Raw genomic sequence first — 14,525 nt, forward strand, 5'->3', positions numbered from 1 at the left:
TGCCACAAGGATGCAAGATGCCCCATCCCGGACAGGAAATCCGATGACCCGATATCTGCCTCTGCTCTTGATCGCCGCGGGCGCATTTGCCGGTTGGTATTTCCTGTCTGATTTCCTGAGCTTCGAGGCGCTGCGCGACAACCGTGAGGCATTGCTGGCATTCAGGGATGCCAATTTCCCGGTGATGGTCGTGGCCTATATTGCCATCTACGTGCTGATCGTGGCCTTTTCGCTGCCCGGGGCGACGATTGCCACACTGGCGGGCGGGTTCCTGTTCGGATTGTTTCCCGGTGCCATTTTTGTCATCGGATCGGCCACTTTGGGTGCAATCGTGATTTTCCTGGCCGCGAAATGGGGGCTGGGCGTATCCCTGTCGGCGCGCATGGATGCCTCATCGGGCATGGTCAAACGCATCAAGCAGGGCATCACGGAAAACGAGCTTTCGATGCTCTTTCTCATCCGCCTTGTTCCGGTGGTGCCGTTCTTTGTGGCCAATCTTTTGCCGGCCCTGGTCGGTGTCGGCCTCGGGCGCTATGCCTTCACGACGTTTTTCGGGATCATGCCGGGATCTGTTGTCTATACGTGGGTCGGGGCCGGTCTGGGAGAGGTCTTTGCCATGGGTGAGGTGCCGAACCTGTCGATCATATTCGACCCGGTGGTTCTGGGGCCGATCCTCGGGCTTTGCGCGCTGGCGTTGTTGCCCATTGTCATCAAGGTCGTGCGCGGCAAAAGGGGGCTGTGATACATGGCTGAGATCAAGACGGATATCTGCGTGATCGGTGCCGGCAGCGGCGGCTTGTCCGTTGCGGCGGGGGCCGCGCAGATGGGGGCCAGGGTGGTTCTGCTGGAAGGCCACAAGATGGGTGGTGACTGCCTGAATTATGGCTGCATCCCATCCAAGGCGCTGCTGGCCGCGGCGCATAAGGCGCATGCGATGGGTGAGGCAGGTTTTGGCATCAGCGCCGGGCCGGTGACAGCCGATTTCGCCGCCGCCAAGGATCATGTGGCCCAGGTTATCGCCACCATTGAGCCGCATGACAGCCAGGAACGGTTCGAGAAACTGGGCGTGCAGGTGATCCGCGAATTTGGCCGTTTTGTTGGCCATGACAAGGTGCAGGCGGGCGACATCACGATCACCGCGCGCCGCTTTGTCATTGCCACCGGGTCGCGCCCGGTCGTGCCGCCGATACCGGGGCTGGCGGAGGTTCCCTATCTGACCAATGAAACCATATTCGACCTGCGCCAGCGCCCCGACCATCTGATCATCATCGGCGGTGGCCCCATCGGCATGGAAATGGCGCAGGCGCATCGCAGGCTTGGTGCCCGGGTGACCGTTCTGGAAGGCCTGAAGGCGCTTGGCAAGGATGACCCCGAGATTGCCGCCATCGCGCTGGAGCGGCTGCGCGGCGAAGGCATTGAGATTGTCGAAGGGGCCATGGCCTCGGAAATAACCGGTAGTGCTGGCGACATCACCGTGCACACGCAGGGCGGCCAGAGCTATGCCGGAACGCATCTGTTGGTTGCTGTCGGCCGGGCCGCCAATATCGGCGATCTTGACCTGTTCCGCGCCGGTGTCGAAAGCGCGGGCGGCGGTGTCAAACTGGATGCCTCGCTGCGGTCGCCGACCAACCGGCGCGTTTATGCCATTGGCGATGCGGCGGGCGGGCTGCAATTTACCCATGTCGCGGGCTATCATGCGGGCATCATCATCCGGTCGATCCTGCTTGGCCTGCCGTCAAAGGCGCGTAGCGACCATATCCCATGGGCCACCTATACCGACCCTGAAATGGCGCAGGTGGGCCTGACAGAGGCCGAGGCCCGCGAAAAGCATGGGGCCAGGCTGCGGGTTGTGCGCGCCGAATATTCCGGCAATGACCGGGCCATCGCCACCGGCCAGACAACCGGGCTGGTCAAGGTCATGGTGGTCAAGGGCCGCCCTGTCGGGGCCTCGATCGTGGGGGCGCAGGCGGGCGAGCTGATCCAGATCTGGGCGCTGGCCATTGCCAACCATTTGAAAATGAGCGCGATTGCGGCCATGGTGGCCCCCTATCCCACATTGGGAGAGGTCAATAAACGCGCCGCCGGGGCCTATTTCACGCCCAAGCTGTTTGACAGTGCCTGGGTAAAGCGGATCGTCAGAATGGTGCAACGGTTCTAGCACCGGCAATCAAGGGGAGGGCAGAGCCAGGTGTTGAACTCGCTTTCAGGTCGGTTCCTGATGCTGACGATCGTTTTCGTGATGCTGGCCGAAGTGTTGATCTTCGTGCCGTCCATCGCGCGCTTTCGCGAGGATTACCTGCTGGCGCGTCTGGAACGGGCCCAGATCGCCTCATTGGCGCTGCTGGCCGATGATGCCATGATGCTGGATGAAGCGCTGGAAGATGAGTTGCTGGAAAATGCGGGCGTTCTGAACGTTGTGCTGCGCCGCGATGAGGTGAGCCAGCTGATTCTGACGGTGGAGCGGATCCCGCCGGTTTCCGGTTTTTACGATCTGCGCGATCCGGGGGCCTGGACCCTGATGACGGATGCCCTGGCCCGGCTATGGGAGCCTGAGGATCAGGTGATCCGGGTCATGGGCAACCCGGTGCGTCAGGCGGGGCTGTTGATCGAGGTCACGCTGCCCACCCGCCCCTTGCGCGAAGCGATGCTGGATTACGGGCTGAACATCCTGATTTTGTCTGCGGTGATCTCGATCTTCACGGCGTCCTTGCTGTTTTTCGCCGTTCAACGGTTGATCGTGATGCCGATCAAAGGGGTTGTGGCCTCGATGCGGGCTTATGCGGAGGCCCCCGACGATGTCCGCCGGATCATTTCGCCGTCTTCTCGCGTGACCGAACTGCGCGATGCCGAGGTCACGCTGCAAAGCCTGCAAACGCAATTGGCGGCCTCCCTGAAACAGCGTGAACGGTTGGCGCAACTGGGCGAGGCGGTGGCCAAGATCAGTCACGACCTGCGCAATATTCTGACCGTGGCGACGCTGTTGGCCGACCGGATGGAAGCCTCCGATGATCCGGCCGTTCAACGCTCTGCGCCCAAGCTCATCTCTTCGCTGTCACGCGCCGTGAACCTGTGCGAAGGCACGCTGGCCTTCGGACGTGCCGAGGAGCCGCCGCCGGCCTTGACCCGCATCGACCTTGCCGCGCTGATCGAGGATGTGGTCGACCACGAACGACTGGCGACCGGCGAGGAGGCGGTGACGGTGGTCACCGATGTGCCCGCAGGCCTGATCGCGCGCTGCGACCCCGAACAGCTGTATCGCGTCTTGAGTAATCTGATGCGCAATGCACGGCAGGCCATCATTGCCACCGGCCAGCCCGGCACCATCACGATCGCTGCGGGCGACGACGAGACCGGCTGGTGGATCACGGTCTGCGATACCGGTCCCGGGTTGCCGAAAAAGGCGCTCGATCACCTCTTTACGCCATTTCAGGGCGGCGCGCGCAAAGGCGGCACCGGATTGGGGCTGGCCATCGCCGCTGAACTGATCCGCGGCCATGGCGGAACGCTGGAATTGCACGAAACCGGGCCGCAGGGAACCTGCTTTCGCATCTGCCTGCCGGAATCCGGTCTGGACCCTGCGCTGTGAAGTCGAATTGGTGTGATTTGACTCTTGCAATGCCCCGCAGGTGGCGATACATCCGCCCCACTCCAGTGCGGATTGGTAGCTCAGTTGGATAGAGCACTTGACTACGAATCAAGGGGTCGGGGGTTCGAATCCTCCCCAGTCCGCCATTTCTGCTTTCAGCGCATGGTCTGACGTCTTCCCCAACATTTCCCCTGGCTTTCGGCTGTGTGTTGAGTGGCTGATGAAGCGGTCCCGAAAAATCGGCCCGCCAGGTTGCAGAAACTCAGTTTTCAGCAGGCTGATCGCCTGGGTTGCCTCGAAGCGGACGGCCGGTTCGGAGCCTGCCGAACACCCGGCGAAGGTCAGTTCAAACGTCCTTGCGAAGCTGGCCATTGCGCGTCTTGGCCAATGTCAGAGGCAGGCCAATAGCAGTTTGGTGGTGTTGTCCTTCGTCATCTTCACCGGATTGCCGCCCGTGCTGGGATCGGCCAGCGCGTCGGCGACGATCCGGTCGATATCGGGGTTCGTGACACCAAGTTCCGACAGGGTCTTTGGGATGCCAAGCAATGCGTTCAGATCATCGACATAGGCGCAGAAACCGTCAAAGCCGTTTTGCAGGCCAAGATAATTGGCGGCCTGGGTCAGCTTCTTCTTCACTGCCGGTTTGTTGAATTGCAGAACGGCGGGCATGCAAACCGCGTTCGTGGTGCCGTGATGGGTGTGATAGATCGCGCCAATGGGGTGTGACAGGGCGTGGATCGCGCCAAGACCTTTTTGGAACGCCGTGGCCCCCATGGCGGCTGCAGCCATCATATGGGCGCGGGCGGCGATATCGGTCCCGTCGGCATAGGCGCGGGGCAGATATTCCTTGACCAGCCGCATCCCTTCCAGCGCGATCCCCTGGGACATCGGGTGATAATGCGGCGAGCAGAACGCCTCGACACAATGCGCAAAGGCATCAAAGCCGGTGCCTGCGGTGATGGTTTTTGGCATGCCCACGGTCAATTCAGGGTCGCAGATCACCACGGTGGGCAGGATTTTCGGGTGGAAGATGATCTTCTTTTCTTCAGTCACCGAATTGGTGATGACCGAGGCGCGCCCGACCTCGGATCCTGTGCCCGCCGTGGTTGGCACAGCCACGATCGGCGCGATGGCATCGGCGTCGGCGCGGGTCCACCAATCATCGACATCCTCAAAATCCCACAAGGGCCGGGTCTGGCCCGCCAAAAATGCCACCAGCTTGCCCAGATCAAGACCCGAGCCGCCGCCAAAGGCGATCACACCGTCATGGCCGCCCTCCTTGAAGGCCTTCACACCGGCTTCGGCGTTCTTCTCATTCGGGTTCGGGTCGACTTCGGCAAAGATCGCGCGGCCCAGGCCCGCCGCGTCCAGAAGATCGAGCGTTTTGGTGGTGATTTCCATGCCCGCCAGCCCGCGATCGGTAACAAGCAGCGGCTTTTTGATGCCCGCATTCGCGCAGGCGTCGGCGATTTCAGAGATCCGGCCCGAACCGAACCGGATCGATGTCGGGTAGGACCAGTTTGCTGTGAGGCTCATGCTCTTATGCCTTCTTGAGATGGTAGGATTTTGGACGCGTGAGGTTGTGATACCCGATCACAGACAGCCCTCCACCACGTCCGGTGTCTTTGCAGCCGGTCCAGCACAGGCCAGGATCGAGGTAATCGGCGCGATTCATGAAAACCGTCCCGGTCTCGATCTGATCGGCAATCATTTCGGCCCGCGCGGCGTCTTGGGTCCAGAGCGACGCGGTCAGCCCGAAATCGCTGTCATTCATCAGGGCAATGGCCTCGGCATCCGAGGCGACGGCCATGATGCCCACCACCGGGCCAAAGCTTTCTTCACGCATGACGCGCATGTCATGCGTCACATTGGTCAGGATCTGCGGCATAAGATAGGCCCCGCCATCTTCGGGGAATCGCGCCGGGTCGATATGCGCCTTGGCACCGGCGGCGATCGCCTCGGCGGTCTGAGCACGCACCGCGTCGGCAAACCGGACATGGGCCATGGGGCCCAGGGTCGTGTCGGGGTCCAGCGGATTGCCAAGCTTGTAGCCGTTCACGATGGCTACCGATTTTTCCACGAAACCGTCAAACAGGCTTTCATGGACATAGATCCGTTCAATCCCGCAGCAGCATTGGCCGGAATTGAACATCGCCCCGTCAATCAGCGTTTCCACCGCCGCGTCCAGGTTCGCATCCTCCATCACATAGCCCGGATCCTTGCCGCCAAGCTCAAGCCCGATACCGGTGAAGGTGCCCGCCGCCGCGGCCTCCATCGCGCGCCCGCCACCGACGGAGCCGGTGAAGTTCACGAAGCCAAATGTCCGGGCCGCGATCAGATCCGATGTTGTCTGGTGATCGAGGAAAACATTCTGGAACACATCCTTGGGGATGCCTGCGGAATGAAAGGCCTGCGCCATCCGCTCGCCGACCAATGGGGTCTGGGAGGCATGTTTCAACAGCACCGCATTGCCCGCGATCAGCGCCGGCGCGACGGTGTTGATGGCGGTCATATAGGGATAGTTCCAGGGGGCCACCACCAGGACAAGACCGTGCGGCACCCGCTTGATGACACGGCGGAAGGCATCGCTGTCTTCAACCACGATCGGGGCCAGGGCGTCTGCCGCGATCTCGGCCATATAGGAGGCGCGTTCATTGAAGCCGCCGAACTCGCCGCCATAGCGGACGGGTCTGCCCATCTGCCAGGCAAGCTCCGGCACGATCTCATCATTCATCGCACCAATGGCTGCAACACCGGCCTGCACCAGCGCGACGCGTTCATCCAAGGGGCGCGCGGCCCATTTGACCTGCGCAGCCCTGGCGCGTTGGGCCAAAAGCTCCGCCTCGGATAGGGTCAAACTCTGCCGGGTCGCGTAGACGGAGCCGTCAATCGGCGAGATGCATTGGATCTGCATGGGGTATCAGGCCCTTTCAAAGCCGCGCGCGATTTCCCAATCGGTCACGGTGCGGTCAAACTCTTCTTGTTCCCATTCGGCCGCGCGGGTGTAGTGATCTACCACGTCGTCGCCCAGGGCCTCGCGCAGGAACGCCGATTCGCGCAGGGTTTTGGTTGCCGCGCGCAGGGTTTGCGGGATGTCGGCGGCCTTGGCGTCCTCATAGACATCGCCCGTGGTGGCGGGCGGCAATTCCATCTGATCCTCGATCCCCTTGATGCCCGCCGCCAGCATCGCGGCCTGCGCCAGATAGGGGTTCAGGTCCGAGCCGCCAATGCGACATTCCACCCGGACGCCTTTGGTATTCTCACCACACAGACGGAAGCCTGCGGTCCGGTTGTCGACAGACCAGACGGTCTTGGTCGGCGCAAAGGTGCCTTTGGCAAAGCGCTTGTAGCTATTGATGTAGGGGGCCAGGAAATAGGTGTAGTCGGGCGCGTATCTGATCAGCCCGGCCATGTAGTGCGCCATGAGCCTGGACATGCCGTGTTTGGCGGTCTTGTCGAAGAACGCCGCCTCGCCGTCTTTCCAAAGCGACTGATGCACATGGCTGGACGATCCGACGCGATCCTTGTGCCATTTGGGCAGGAAGCTCGCCGCCCGGCCATTCTGCCAGGCGATTTCCTTGATCGCGTGTTTGGCGATGGAATGGTGATCGGCGCAATCGAGCGCCGGGGCGTAGCGGATGTTCAGCTCTTCCTGGCCGGCCTCGGCCTCGCCCTTGGAGTTTTCAATCGGCAGACCGGCCGCAAACAGGTGGTTGCGGATCGGTCGCATCACACCCTCTTCCTTGGTGGTCTGGAAGATATGGTAATCCTCATTATAGCCGCTGATCGGGTCCAGGTTGCGGTAACCGTCCTTGCGCAGGCTGTCAAAGCTTTGCTCGAACAGGAAAAATTCCAGCTCGGTGGCCATTTTGGCCTCGAACCCGAGCGCCTCCAGACGGGCGATCTGCCGCTTCAGGATGGCGCGGGGCGAATGCGGCACCGGTTGGTGGTTTTGGTGGTCGAGGATATCGCACAGCACCATCGCCGTGCCGTCAAGCCAGGGCACCGGGCGAATGGTCGTCAGATCGGGCTTCATCACATAATCGCCATAGCCCGTCTGCCAACTGGTCGAGGCGTAGCCATCGGGCGTGGCCATTTCCAGGTCGGTGGCGAGCAGGTAATTGCAGCAATGGGTTTCTTCAAACGAGGTCTCTACGAAATTCACACCGTGAAACCGTTTGCCCATCAGGCGGCCCTGCATATCCACAAAGCAAACGAGGACCGTATCAACAGATCCGTCCGCAACGCGGGCTGTCAGGTCCTCGAAGGTCCAGGTTCCGGGCATGGTATTCTACTTTCCTATGGGGATTGGGGGCCGCCGATGGCCGCCCCCAATAGTGATGCTTTAGCCGTAGCGGTAGGGGCGCCCGGCCAGAACCATGTCGGCGTTGTATCGCCGGAAGATATCGACCACACGACGCTTGACCTCGGACTCGGCGGCGATCTCCTCCCAGAATTCCTGAGCGGCGGCCTCGACCGTTGCCCATTCTTCATCCGGAATCGTGGTAAGTTCCAGCTTGTCGCCATTGACGCGCAGGTTGGCCTCGCCACCCCAATACCACCACTGGCGGTAGTAATGCGACTGGTCGGTGCACACGCGGAACAGAGTTTGCAGGTCATCCGGCAATTCGTTCCAACGATCCATATTGGCAAAGAACGATCCCGCCCATGCGCCCGAGATGTTGTTGGTGAGGAAATAGTTGGTCACATCGGCCCAACCGACGGTGTAATCCTCGGTGATGCCGGACCATGCGATGCCGTCAAGCTCGCCGGTTTGCATCGCAACCTCGATGTCTTCCCAAGGCAGGTTCACCGGAACGACGCCAAACCGGGTCAGGAAACGACCGGCCGTCGGGAAGGTGAAGATGCGCTTGCCTTCAAGATCCCCGAGGCTGCGGATCGGATCGCGCGTGGCAAAGTGGCAAGGGTCCCAGGCCCCGGCAGAGATGTGTTTCACACCAACGGCCGAATACTGCTCATCCCAGATTTCATTCAGCCCATATTGGTTGAACAGCACCGGCACATCGAGCGAGTAGCGCGAGCCGAAGGGAAAATAGCCGCCAAAGACGGTGACTTCGGTGGGCGAGGCCATCGAATCATCGTCCGATTGCACAGCGTCGATCGTGCCGCGCTGCATGGCCTGGAACAGCTCTCCGGTGGGGACAAGCTGATCGGCATAGAACAGCTCGATCTGCATGCGGTCGCCTGCGATCTGGTTGAACATCGCGATGGCCGGGTCAATGACCTCGGCGGCAAGTGCTGCGCCGGCATAAGTCTGCATTCGCCAGCGGATTGTGCCTTGCGCCAATGCCGGCGTCGCCAATGCGGCGGCGGCGGGAGCCGCTGCAGCCGCTTGGATGAATTTACGTCTTGAAGTCATGTTTTCTCTCCTTGGTTGGGGTGCGACCACTTGAGCAGCGGTTCTTCTATGGTTGGTTCAAAACAACTCCGGGGAGCCAAAGGGCGATACCCGGGAATACCATCACGAGGGTCAAAGCGACGATCATGATCAGCACGAAGGGCGTTATCGAGGCGTAGATATCGCGCAGCGAGATCTCGGGCGGGGCCATCGCCCGCATCAGGAACAGGTTATACCCGAATGGCGGCGTCATATAGGCGATCTGCGTCGTGATAGTATAAAGGATTCCATACCATATCAGGTCAAATCCAAGCTCACCGACCAGCGGAACGTAAAGCGGGGCCACGATCACCAGCATTGCCGTGTCATCCAGGAACGTCCCCATGATGACAAAGCTGAGTTGCATCAAAATAAGGATCATCCACGGGCTGAGGTTGAGGCGTTCGGTAAACACCCCCTCGATGGCGTTCACGGCCCCCAGACCGTCGAACACGGCACCAAAGGCAAGCGCGGCCAGGATGATCCACATGAACATGCAGGTGATGGCAAGGGTGTTGCGAACCGAGTTCTCAAAAACCACACGGGTCATTCGGCCCTTGAAGATTGCGGCGGAAAAGGCGGCCAGCGCGCCGATGGCCGAGCTTTCGACCAGCGAGGTCCAGCCTTTCAGGAACGGCACCATCATCGAGGCGAAAATGATGACCGGCAGAAGGCCCGCCAGCAGGAGGCGGTATTTTTCTTCTCGCGGGATGTCCCGAGATGCTGCATCCAGCACCGGACCGAGGCTTGGATTGATCCGGCAGCGCACGACAATATAAATCACGAATAGCGAGGCCATCATCAGGCCGGGCAGGATGCCGGCCACCCAAAGCTGGCTGACGGGTTGGCGCGCGATCATCGCGTAAAGGACCAAGACAACGGATGGCGGCACCAGGATACCAAGGCTCGACCCGGCCTGAATGACGCCCGTCACCATGCGTTTGTCATAGCCGCGCTTGAGCAGCTCCGGCAGCGCGATGGTCGACCCGATCGCCATGCCGGCAACGCTCAATCCGTTCATGGCCGAGATCAGCACCATCAAGCCGATGGTCCCGACCGCCAGACCGCCCCGCAGCCCGCCCATCCAGACATGGAACATCTTGTATAAATCGTCGGCGATTTTGCTTTCCGACAGAATGTAGCCCATGAATATGAACATCGGCAGGGTCAGCAGAGGATACCAGTTCATCAACCCCATAGAGGCCGAAAATGCGATGTCAAAGCCGCCCCTGTCGCCCCACAAGAGCAACGCTGCAACCACGGCGACAAAGCCAATCGCGCCGAAAACCCGCTGCCCGGTCAGCAGCATCAGCATCATCGACGAAAACATCAGCATGGCGATCATCTCATATGACATCAGATATCTTCGCCCTTGATCCGCAGAACGTCTTTGAACAGTTCTGATATGCTTTGCAGGAGCATCAGGAACATGCCCAATACCATCATCGCCTTGATCGGCCACATATAGGGCCGCCACGGAGAGGAGGAGATTTCCAGACGCCCGACCTCTTCCGCGCCCGTCACCAGCCCCGCAAAGAAGGAAAACGGCTCCCGGCCCCAATAGCCAAGAGAATAGGCCGTGGACGCCACCGCCCCGTAAAACAACACGCTGAGGTAGAAGATCAGGAACATGACCGTGAACAGATCAAACCACGCCTTCTTGCGCAAAGACCATTCCCCGTAAAGCAAGTCCATGCGGACATTGGACCCCAGTTGAATCGAATAGGGCCCGCCTAGAATGTAATAGGTCACCATGACGAACTGCGCCATTTCGAGGGTCCAAAGGGTCGGCACAAAGAAGGCCTTGCTGAACGAGGACCAAAGCAGGATCGCCATCAATACGAAAATTCCGTACATCATTACGCGCCCAATGCGGTAGTTCACCGCGTCCACGGCGCGGATATATCCGTGCATCAGACCCGACATTGGATATTTTCCGCCAGGTGGAGTTGCGCGAAAGCATCCACCAGCCAGTTCGAGATCGTGGCCGCCATGTTTTCCTGCTGTTCGGGCGTGGTGATCAGATCGTTTCGAACCTCGATCATGACGTTCAGGTGGCCCGCTTTGATGGCATGTTCCTTCAGCGTGTGGGTCACACCGTCATCCGGACCATAGGGCTCATTACGGGCAACCCTGGCAGAGGTATGGGCCGCGGCCACCTGCAACATCGCATCCGCAAGGCGCGCATCGCTGTCGTGCAAGATGCCGATCTCCACGGATCTCGCCTTGCCGAAATAGGTGGGTGTAAAGCTGTGAATGGTCACGATAGCAGGATTTGTGATCCGACCGATGACAGTCTGCAACGCGTCGCTGAACGGACGGTAATATCCATCGACCCGGACCGCGCGATCACTCGCGCTCAGGTCTCGATTGCCTGGAACATCAATGATCTCGCTGCGGGCGGGCACCGCATCGCTGGCGTTGGGGGGGCGGTTGCAGTCATAAACCAACCGCGACACGCGGGCGGCGATCAGGGGTGCATCCAGGAGATGCGCCATCTTCTCGGCCACCGCCAATGCTCCGGGATCCCAGGCGGCATGGCTGGTGCGGTCGGCCTTGGACAGGCCCAGATTGTCGAAGCGGGCCGGGATATGGTGAGACGCATGTTCACATACCAGCACAATGGAAGAGCTGCCGGCGGCATTGATTGCCAATCCGTGATCTTCTACTGCTTCGATGTGAACGTGCGACATCGGCCCTCCAATCCCCTAACCGTGCTGTCAGTCGCGGTTGCTTGTCAACGAATTTCTGACAATGATTTATCAAGAGAATCGTTTCTGTTATTTTTTCGATCAAATAAGGATCGATCCCCATGGCCAAAGACACGCTAACCATCTCGGATCGCATCCAGAATCAGCTTGATGATCTGACCAGGGCAGAGCGTCAGCTGGCGCATTCGATTCTCGAGAACTACCCGGCGTCGGGGTTGGGGCCGCTCAGCGCGCTGGCCAAAGATGCGGGCGTGTCCGTGCCCACGGTCGCCCGAATGGTCCAGAAACTGGGTTTCAGCGGCTATCCGGAATTTCAGACCGAGCTTCGAGAGGAACTGAAAGCCAAGGCGAAGAATCCGATTGCCAAGCATGACACCTGGGCCGAGGGTGCGCCGTCCGAACATATGCTGAACCGTCTTACCGATGCGGTGATTGACAACATCCGCAACACGCTTGGCCAGATCGACCCCAAGGATTTTGATGCAGCCTGCGCGTTGACCGCTGACGCAAGCCGTCACCTCTATATCGTGGGGGGGCGGTTAACGCATACGCTGGCGGAATATCTGTTTCTCCACATGCAGGTCCTGCGCCCCAGGATCACCCATATCGAATCCACCTCCAACGCGTGGCCGCACTATCTTCTGGATGTTCAGAAGGGCGATGTATTCATCATCTTCGACATGCGCCGGTATGAGAATAATACTCTGAAGCTGGCAAAGATGGCGCATGCCAAAGGCGCAAAAATCATCCTGTTCACGGATCAATGGCGTTCGCCCGTGCATCAGTTGGCCGATGTCAGCTTCAGCAGCCGGATCGTGGTGCCGTCTGCGTGGGATTCCGCCGTCACACCGCTATTGTTGCTGGAAACCATGATCTCGACCGTCCAGAACCTGACTTGGGGCAATAGCAGGGACCGCATGGAAGCGCTGGAAGATATGTTCGACCAAACGAAACTGTTTCGAAAGTTCACTTGAGCGCGCAAGATGAATGCCCCGATCCGGTCACGGGCAGCCGTGCCGATCTGAGGCCGGATACCTGTTTCAGGTCTCGGAAAACCGGAATCCCCTGACGCTGCCCGAAAACAAGGGTTCCAACGCTTTATGGCGCGTCGCGCTCTAACTGGTCAGCATCGCGGCCGCCCCGGGTCGTTCGATCCGTGCCTTGCTGCCCCCCGCCTGTATCCGATATCTCAGCTCTGCCAAAGCCGCCCCGGCGCGAAAGGGGCATTTTGGTTGCCGGCCAGAGCGCACAGATGCCATGCCAGCACCTGATTGCTGGACAGCACCGGCATCCCCAACCGCGCCTCCATCTTGTCGATCACATCCAGCGTTCTGAGATTGGTGCAGGACAGAAACAGCGCGTCGCAATCTTCCAGCTTCGCCACGGTGCATCCGGCGTTGATAATCGATCGCGGTGCGATGCGGACAACCTTGGCTTCTTCGGGCTCGTTGAAACTGCCAAAACCGGCGCTTGCGATGCCTGCCCCGATCAGCACCTCGCGCAGCCGGGAGGAAACCTCTTCGACATAGGGGCTGAGCATCGCCAGCCGCCGGATGCCCAGATGCGCGCAGGCCGCAATCAGCGCGCTGACGGGTTCGGTGACCTCGGGTGTGGCGACACCGGCGCGGATCAGCGTGGCAATGCGGGCCTGCCCGATCTGCGCCGTGCCGGAAGTGCAGCCATACCCCACCGCCGACATCCGCGCGCCGGTGGGAAACAGCGCCGCCGCGCGGGTCAAATGCGCCTCCATCCTTTGCAGCGATGCGGCGCTGATCTCCGGATCAGACGCCACCCGAGAGACCATCAGCTCCAGCCCCTCAGGCAACATGCGGCGAAAATCAGCCTCGATGCTTTCGTCGCTTTGCAGAGCGATCAGACCCAGTTGCGGCGGGCGCCTGTCGGTCAGGTCATAGCCATGGGTGGTCATTGCAGGGCCACCTCTCGGATCGGGCCGGGGTGATGATCCGACAGGTATTCTGCGCCGTCTTGCCGGATCACGATGTTTTCTTCATGCACCAATATCCGGCCCTGCGACAGCGCGATCCCCGGTTCCAGCGTCAACACCATGCCGGGGGTCAGTTCGGTCAGATCACCCGGCAGCAGCGACGGCCATTCCGTCAGTTGCATGCCAAGCCCGTGCCCCAGACGCCCGGCCTCGGACGCCGCCCCGCCGGGGTTCACGATGCCATTCATGGCGTGAAACAGATCGGCCGCCGTGATGCCGGGCCGCGCGATGTCGAACGCGGCGGCGGTGGCCTCCATCAGCTTGGAATGCGCGCTCTGCAGCGCGGCGCTGGCAGGGCCAAGGCTGAAATTGCGGTCGAAATCGCAGAAATACCCGTCATGGACCAGGCCGGTATCCAGCATCAGCACATCGCCCGCGGACAGGGGCGTATCCCCGGCCGGTGAGATCACATCGCCATAGCCGCCTTGCCCCGCCGCACCGGCCAGATAGGGCACATGATCGGCCCCTTCCTCAAGGCAGAGCATCTGAAAGCGGCGAAAGACCTGCGACAAAGGCACGCCCGGTGCGGCAATCTCAGGCACGCGGGCAAAGGCGCGCTCTGCGATGGTGCAGGCGGTGCCGATCTTGTCGATTTCGGCCTGGGATTTCACCAGCCGCAGGTGGCGCATGATGGTTGCGTCGCCGGTCAGACGCGCCCCGCCCATCAACGCCTGCAACCGGTAAAAATCGGCCAGCGGCATTCGGACATGGCTTTCCATCTGATCCGGCAGGCCGATCAAACCGTCAGTTCCCGCAATTTCGGTCAAGGCATCCGCCAGCAACCCGATGCCATCATCGCTGTAATCGGGGGCCTGCCAGGTGCGG

At 60.6% G+C, this 14,525-nt stretch carries 14 protein-coding genes and 1 tRNA gene; 5 read left to right on the forward strand and 10 right to left on the reverse strand.

The features are described from left to right. The first annotated feature begins 43 nt into the window (after nt 1-43). From ACW8PS_RS11880 to ACW8PS_RS11895, 4 genes are all read left to right on the forward strand, one after another. Nucleotides 44-742 (forward strand): TVP38/TMEM64 family protein, encoded by a 699-nt coding sequence (locus ACW8PS_RS11880; RefSeq protein WP_491527653.1) that lies wholly within the window; start codon nt 44-46, stop codon nt 740-742. A 3-nt stretch (nt 743-745) separates the two neighbouring features. Further along, nucleotides 746-2,158: a dihydrolipoyl dehydrogenase family protein gene (locus tag ACW8PS_RS11885; protein ID WP_491527655.1), complete on the forward strand. Its 1,413-nt coding sequence runs from the start codon at nt 746-748 to the stop codon at nt 2,156-2,158. A 30-nt stretch (nt 2,159-2,188) separates the two neighbouring features. Next, a complete protein-coding gene (locus ACW8PS_RS11890; protein WP_491527657.1) occupies nt 2,189-3,586 on the forward strand; it encodes a sensor histidine kinase in 1,398 nt (465 codons plus the stop codon). Between the two features lie 69 nt (nt 3,587-3,655). Continuing rightward, a tRNA-Arg gene (locus ACW8PS_RS11895) sits at nt 3,656-3,732 on the forward strand. Here the strand turns inward: ACW8PS_RS11895 and ACW8PS_RS11900 are convergent. Genes ACW8PS_RS11900 through ACW8PS_RS11935 form a run of 8 tightly spaced genes read right to left on the reverse strand, consistent with a single transcriptional unit; the run spans nt 3,695 to nt 11,677 of the window. Then, entirely contained in the window at nt 3,695-3,958 is a 264-nt protein-coding gene (locus ACW8PS_RS11900) for a hypothetical protein (RefSeq protein ID WP_491527659.1), read from the reverse strand. The genes ACW8PS_RS11895 and ACW8PS_RS11900 overlap by 38 nt on opposite strands. 18 nt (nt 3,959-3,976) lie before the next feature. Then, nucleotides 3,977-5,122 carry an iron-containing alcohol dehydrogenase gene (locus ACW8PS_RS11905; RefSeq protein WP_491527660.1) on the reverse strand — a complete coding sequence of 382 codons (1,146 nt, stop codon included), beginning with the start codon at nt 5,120-5,122 and terminating at the stop codon, nt 3,977-3,979. A 4-nt stretch (nt 5,123-5,126) separates the two neighbouring features. Further along, complete coding sequence (locus ACW8PS_RS11910; protein ID WP_491527661.1) at nt 5,127-6,500, reverse strand: aldehyde dehydrogenase family protein; 1,374 nt, start codon at nt 6,498-6,500, stop codon at nt 5,127-5,129. A gap of 6 nt (nt 6,501-6,506) precedes the next feature. Continuing rightward, nucleotides 6,507-7,871 carry a glutamine synthetase family protein gene (locus tag ACW8PS_RS11915; RefSeq protein WP_491527662.1) on the reverse strand — a complete coding sequence of 455 codons (1,365 nt, stop codon included), beginning with the start codon at nt 7,869-7,871 and terminating at the stop codon, nt 6,507-6,509. A gap of 60 nt (nt 7,872-7,931) precedes the next feature. Beyond that, nucleotides 7,932-8,966 carry a TRAP transporter substrate-binding protein gene (locus ACW8PS_RS11920; protein WP_491527663.1) on the reverse strand — a complete coding sequence of 345 codons (1,035 nt, stop codon included), beginning with the start codon at nt 8,964-8,966 and terminating at the stop codon, nt 7,932-7,934. 46 nt (nt 8,967-9,012) lie between these two features. After that, the gene (locus ACW8PS_RS11925; protein WP_491527664.1) at nt 9,013-10,341 is read right to left on the reverse strand and encodes a TRAP transporter large permease; all 1,329 of its coding nucleotides are present in this window, start codon (nt 10,339-10,341) and stop codon (nt 9,013-9,015) included. After that, nucleotides 10,341-10,910, reverse strand: a complete 570-nt coding sequence (locus ACW8PS_RS11930; RefSeq protein WP_491527665.1) for a TRAP transporter small permease subunit — start codon at nt 10,908-10,910, stop codon at nt 10,341-10,343. Before ACW8PS_RS11930 ends, ACW8PS_RS11925 begins: the two co-directional genes overlap by 1 nt. Then, nucleotides 10,898-11,677, reverse strand: coding sequence for an N-formylglutamate amidohydrolase (locus ACW8PS_RS11935; RefSeq protein WP_491527666.1), 780 nt, complete (start codon nt 11,675-11,677; stop codon nt 10,898-10,900). The genes ACW8PS_RS11930 and ACW8PS_RS11935 overlap by 13 nt, the downstream gene beginning before the upstream one ends. Before the next feature lie 119 nt (nt 11,678-11,796). On the opposite strand from ACW8PS_RS11935, the gene ACW8PS_RS11940 reads away from it, so the two are divergent. Further along, the gene (locus ACW8PS_RS11940) at nt 11,797-12,669 is read left to right on the forward strand and encodes a MurR/RpiR family transcriptional regulator (protein WP_491527667.1); all 873 of its coding nucleotides are present in this window, start codon (nt 11,797-11,799) and stop codon (nt 12,667-12,669) included. 215 nt (nt 12,670-12,884) lie between these two features. Here the strand turns inward: ACW8PS_RS11940 and ACW8PS_RS11945 are convergent, their stop codons facing one another. Together ACW8PS_RS11945 and ACW8PS_RS11950 are read right to left on the reverse strand one after the other, a co-directional pair. Next, complete coding sequence (locus tag ACW8PS_RS11945; protein ID WP_491527668.1) at nt 12,885-13,622, reverse strand: maleate cis-trans isomerase family protein; 738 nt, start codon at nt 13,620-13,622, stop codon at nt 12,885-12,887. Then, nucleotides 13,619-14,525 (reverse strand): M24 family metallopeptidase (locus tag ACW8PS_RS11950; RefSeq protein WP_491527669.1); only part of this gene is annotated, 907 nt, incomplete at its 5' end. The genes ACW8PS_RS11950 and ACW8PS_RS11945, both read right to left, overlap by 4 nt.

Source organism: Alterinioella sp., assembly GCF_058343375.1.